The organism is Streptomyces sp. NPDC058877 (assembly GCF_042742855.1).
GTDB lineage: Bacteria > Actinomycetota > Actinomycetes > Streptomycetales > Streptomycetaceae > Streptomyces.
In genome coordinates, this window is record NZ_JBHYMF010000065.1 from 31,626 (window position 1) to 35,707 (window position 4,082).

Annotated in this window: 6 protein-coding genes and 1 pseudogene; 4 read left to right on the forward strand and 3 right to left on the reverse strand. The window is 69.2% G+C overall.

The annotated features are described in order from the left end of the window. Positions 1-173 precede the first annotated feature (173 nt). A complete protein-coding gene (locus ACFW2Y_RS17390; RefSeq protein WP_384879403.1) occupies positions 174-440 on the reverse strand; it encodes a hypothetical protein in 267 nt (88 codons plus the stop codon). A gap of 2 nt (positions 441-442) precedes the next feature. Beyond that, positions 443-1,354 carry an SDR family oxidoreductase gene (locus tag ACFW2Y_RS17395; protein WP_384879406.1) on the reverse strand — a complete coding sequence of 304 codons (912 nt, stop codon included), beginning with the start codon at positions 1,352-1,354 and terminating at the stop codon, positions 443-445. Between the two features lie 199 nt (positions 1,355-1,553). Between ACFW2Y_RS17395 and ACFW2Y_RS17400 the strand changes: the two genes are divergently transcribed. Beyond that, on the forward strand, positions 1,554-1,967 hold the full coding sequence (locus ACFW2Y_RS17400; protein ID WP_384879409.1) for a MarR family winged helix-turn-helix transcriptional regulator: 414 nt from the start codon (positions 1,554-1,556) through the stop codon (positions 1,965-1,967). 61 nt (positions 1,968-2,028) lie between these two features. Here the strand turns inward: ACFW2Y_RS17400 and ACFW2Y_RS17405 are convergent, their stop codons facing one another. Beyond that, a complete protein-coding gene (locus ACFW2Y_RS17405; protein WP_384879412.1) occupies positions 2,029-2,262 on the reverse strand; it encodes a DUF3237 family protein in 234 nt (77 codons plus the stop codon). A 26-nt stretch (positions 2,263-2,288) separates the two neighbouring features. Here ACFW2Y_RS17405 and ACFW2Y_RS17410 point away from each other — a divergent pair. From ACFW2Y_RS17410 to ACFW2Y_RS17420, 3 genes and pseudogenes are all read left to right on the forward strand, one after another. Next, positions 2,289-2,680 (forward strand): annotated as a pseudogene (locus ACFW2Y_RS17410) (IS5/IS1182 family transposase); the annotation flags it as partial. A gap of 84 nt (positions 2,681-2,764) precedes the next feature. Next, positions 2,765-3,238 (forward strand): transposase family protein, encoded by a 474-nt coding sequence (locus ACFW2Y_RS17415; RefSeq protein ID WP_384879417.1) that lies wholly within the window; start codon positions 2,765-2,767, stop codon positions 3,236-3,238. Positions 3,239-3,415: 177 nt separating this feature from the next. After that, positions 3,416-3,991: a hypothetical protein gene (locus tag ACFW2Y_RS17420; protein WP_384879420.1), complete on the forward strand. Its 576-nt coding sequence runs from the start codon at positions 3,416-3,418 to the stop codon at positions 3,989-3,991. The last annotated feature ends 91 nt before the right edge of the window (positions 3,992-4,082 follow it).

The window sequence follows — 4,082 nt, forward strand, 5'->3', positions numbered from 1 at the left end:
GCGCCGTACGGCGCCGGAGGCGAAGATTCCGGCCGGACGGTATGCCCATGGCACGTTCAGAGAACAAGTACGCGGACTTCGAAGGGTTGCGGGAGCGGGCGGGGGCGCTGCGGCGGGCCGGCTACAGCCTTCGGCAGATCCGCGACGAGTTGAGGTCTTCAACAACGACATCCTCAGTCGGCTGGGCTGCTCCAGGAGTTCGGTGTCGCTGTGGCGTGTTCGGCGTCGACGGTGAAGACCACCGCCGCTATGCGGCGTTCCCGGTAGTGGGCGGCCATCTCCTCGATGGTCGGCTGCCGGTGGCCGTGGGCCTTGAAGTACGTCTCGGAGGCACCGAAGAGCTCCGGGCTCAGGGCCCCGTGGCCGTCCTTGGAGACCTCCGCGTGCGTGTGCACGTCGATGGCGGTGAGCCGGTCGAGGTCGAGTGCGAGGTCGGGCATGTCTACGCCTCCGGGGCCTTCGGCGCGGGGATGCCGTAGGTCTCGGGCTCGGCTCCGACGCCGCCGGGCCACTCGGCGGCGATGGCGTCGGCGCTCCAGCCGCCGTCGGCGAAGGCGACCGCCTTCTCCTTGGGGTGCGCCCACAGGGCGAGGCGATCGCCGCCGATGCCGATGGCCTGCCCGGTCACCCCGTCGGAGTCGTCCGAGGCGAGGAAGGTGATGAGGGCGGCGACGTCCTCGACGGTGCCGAGGCCCTCGTCCTTGCGCAGCCAGTCCGGCAGCGGCTTTCCGGTGCGCTCGGACTCCTCGATGACGGGGCCGAAGGCCGGAATGGTCTTGGTCATCTCGGTGGCGGCGACGGGGACGACGGCGTTGACGGTGATGCCGGCGCGGCCCAGTTCCATGGCCCAGGTGCGGGCCAGGGCGACGATGCCGGCCTTGGCGGCGGCGTAGTTGGTCTGGCCGAAGTTGCCGCGTTGTCCGGCCGGCGAGGAGATGAGGACGAGTCGGCCCCCGGTGCCCTGTTCGCGCATGCGGACGGCCGCCGCGCGGGCGCAGGTGAAGGTGCCGCGGAGGTGGACGCGGACGACGTCGTCGAAGTCGTCGTCGGTCATCTTCCACAGCACGCGGTCGCGCAGGATGCCGGCGTTGGTGACGAGCACGTCCAGGTGCCCGTACTCCCGGACCGCCGCGTCCACCAACTGCTGGGCGGCTTCGCTGTCGCCCACGGCCCCGACGACACCGGTGGCCGTGCCGCCCTCGGAGGTGATCGAGGCGACGGCGGTCTCGACGGCAGCCGGGTCGACGTCGTTGACGACGACGGCGGCGCCCGCCGCGGCGAGGGCCTGCGCGTAGGCCAGTCCGAGGCCGCGTCCACTGCCGGTCACGACGGCGACCTTGCCCTGAAGATCCATGAGAAGTACCTCTCGCAAGGAGAAAAAGGGGTGCCGAGAGCGCCGGCACGCGCCGGGATCGACAGGAATCCTGATGAACGCAGTCTGAGCAATCAACAGGATTCCTGTCAATGACTTAGGGTGGGACGGCCGCCGCCGGGCGGCACCGGCGCAGCGAAGGGCTCGGCCCCCGCCCGGTCGGCACGACGGGAGGACGAACGTGAGCACCTCGCTGCTCTACCTGCTCAAGAGGACGGAGCTGGCGGTGCGCGCCCGCCTGGAGGAGCTGCTCAAGCCCGCCGGGATCACCGCGCTGCAGTACACAGCCCTGACGGTCTTGGAGCGACACGACGGCATCTCCGCCGCACAGCTCGCCCGCGACTCCTTCGTCACCGCCCAGTCGATGGCCGACATGATCCGGACGCTGGAGAGCCGCGGCCTGATCCGGCGCGAACCCAACCCGGCCAACCGCCGCGAACGCCTCGTCCTGCTCACCGCCCCGGGACGACGACTGCTCGCCGAGTACGCCGAACCGGCCCGCGCGCTGGAGGCCCGCATGGTCGCCGATCTGAGCACCGAGGAGGTCGACGCACTCCGCGAGGCCCTGATCGGGGCATGGCGCTCCCTGTCGTAGCCGAACCACGGCGGTCGCGCCGCGGCCCGCACGTCCGGCGCGCGCTCCACGGGGCGATCGGTCACCTGAGCGCGTACATGCGGATGACGACGGCCTCGTCGCCGTCCGGGCGGGCGAGGCCGACGAAGACCGTCTCAGTGAGCCAGCGGTGGGCGGGGGCGTCCGTGCGGAAGACCAGCGAGATGCGGTCGGTGGTACCCGCCCCGGAGGCCTGCACCCTTCCGTCGAACCGGTCCGGGCCGTTGACCTCGGGCCGGCAGTAAGCCCCTGGTGGGAACAGGTCTGCGAAGATCACGTTCCGGAACCCAGAGGCTTCACGCGTTGACCAGTATCACCTATACCGCAACACTCGACGTCGGTAGGGAGACCGCCGAGTCTCTCGCCCGAGCACCACGAACGGCTCGGCACTCGCAAGGGGACCCGCGCTCTGGGCGTCTTCAAGCAGGGTGTCCTGGTGCTGCGGTGGTTCGTCGACGGGACGCGGCTGGCCCAACTCGCCCGGGACAACGGGGTTTCGGTGCCCACCGCGTACCGCTACTTGCACGAAGGGCTGACCGTGCTCGCCGACCACGCCCCGGATCTGTCCACCGCGCTGGAACGGGCGGCGTCCGCCGGCTACACCCATCTCAACCTGGACGGCACCGTCATCCGTACTGACCGCGTCGCCGCCCCCGGCCCCAACGGCGCCGACCTCTGGTGGTCCGGGTCGTGTCCCGCCACGTGGTGTAGAGGATCACGTTCCGCTTCGCCAGCGTGCCACCTGTGACCACCGCGTTGGTGCCGAGGGGGCAGTAGTGATGCTCGCCGTTACACCACTCTGCGGGACGCGATCGTGGTCCGGGAAGCACAAGCACCACGGCGGCAACGTCCAGGTCATCTCCGACCCCGACGGCTGGCCGATCTGGGTCTCCCCGGTCCGCCCCGGCCGCGAACATGACACCACCTGCGCCCGCACCCACGGCCTGGTCGACGCCCTCAACCGGCTCGCCTCCACCCTTGACATTCCCACCCTGACCGACCTCGGCTACGAAAACGTCAGCGACGGCTTCCGCCATCCGGTCAAGAAGCCCAAAGGCAGCGAACTCGACGACGGGCAGCAGGCGTTCAACTCAGTCATCCGAGGCGTCCACGCGGTCGCCGAGCGGGCCAACGCCCTACTCAAGGTCACCTTCAAGGCCCTGCGCCGGGTCAGCCTCGACCCCAGCGGCATCACCCGGATCGCCCGAGCCGCCCTCGTCCTGCTCCAGATGGAACACGGCCGCACCACCTGACCGAAGATCACGAACCGTCACGAGACGTTACCGAGAAGGGTTCATTGTCAGGGGGCACACTCCAAGAGATCACCCTCACTTCTCTTTTTGCCCCTGCCTGATATGCAACCTTCCCATGTTGCAGGTCGTCTGACTTGATATCGGAAGTCACGCGCAGGTGTGATCGAAGGGGAAATGATGCGACGTATTGGAGCAGTAGCGGCGGTGCTCGTGCTCGCGGTCGCCTCGCTGGGAGCGGCGGCCAGTACCGCGGGCGCGGCCCCGACGAAGGACTCGCGCACGGCGGCGACCTGTCCGACGGGCTGGGGCAGCGGCGCCAAGGGCGGTGCCGCCATGGGTGCCGACCATCTGAAAAACATCAGGACCGGACAGCACGAGTGCTACGACCGCATCGTGTTTGACGTGCCCGGCGGCGGCGACCGCATCAGCTACCAGGTCCAGTACGTGGACCAGTTCTACGCCGACCCCTCGGGCCAACACATACCGGTCGCCGGCGGAGCGATCCTCGACATTCGCGTCGGCGCGTGGAGCTACGACCTCCAGGCCGGCACGCCGACCTACCCGGGCCAGGTGGGTGAGCCCCTGTCCGGTGTGAGCATCAGCGGATACAGCACCTTCCGGGACACTCGGTTCGGTGGCACCTTCGAGGGCCAGACGCAGGTCGGTCTCGGCGTACGCAACCGGCTGCCGTTCCGCGTGATCCAGCTGAACGACCGGGTCGTGGTCGACGTGGCCCACAGCTGGACGAGCTAGTACTCCAGTGCGGTTTTGTGATCTACCCGGTGGGTTCGTTGGCGGACCGTCGTTGGTAGTGGCTTTGTCGGGCTGTTGCCTGGTGGCGTCT

Coding starts and splice junctions, on each gene's coding strand:
- ACFW2Y_RS17415 (WP_384879417.1), top strand. CDS start 2,765: ATGCTCGCCGTTACACCACTCTGCGGGACGCGATCGTGGTCCGGGAAG.
- ACFW2Y_RS17395 (WP_384879406.1), bottom strand. CDS start 1,354: ATGGATCTTCAGGGCAAGGTCGCCGTCGTGACCGGCAGTGGACGCGGC.
- ACFW2Y_RS17420 (WP_384879420.1), top strand. CDS start 3,416: ATGCGACGTATTGGAGCAGTAGCGGCGGTGCTCGTGCTCGCGGTCGCC.
- ACFW2Y_RS17390 (WP_384879403.1), bottom strand. CDS start 440: ATGCCCGACCTCGCACTCGACCTCGACCGGCTCACCGCCATCGACGTG.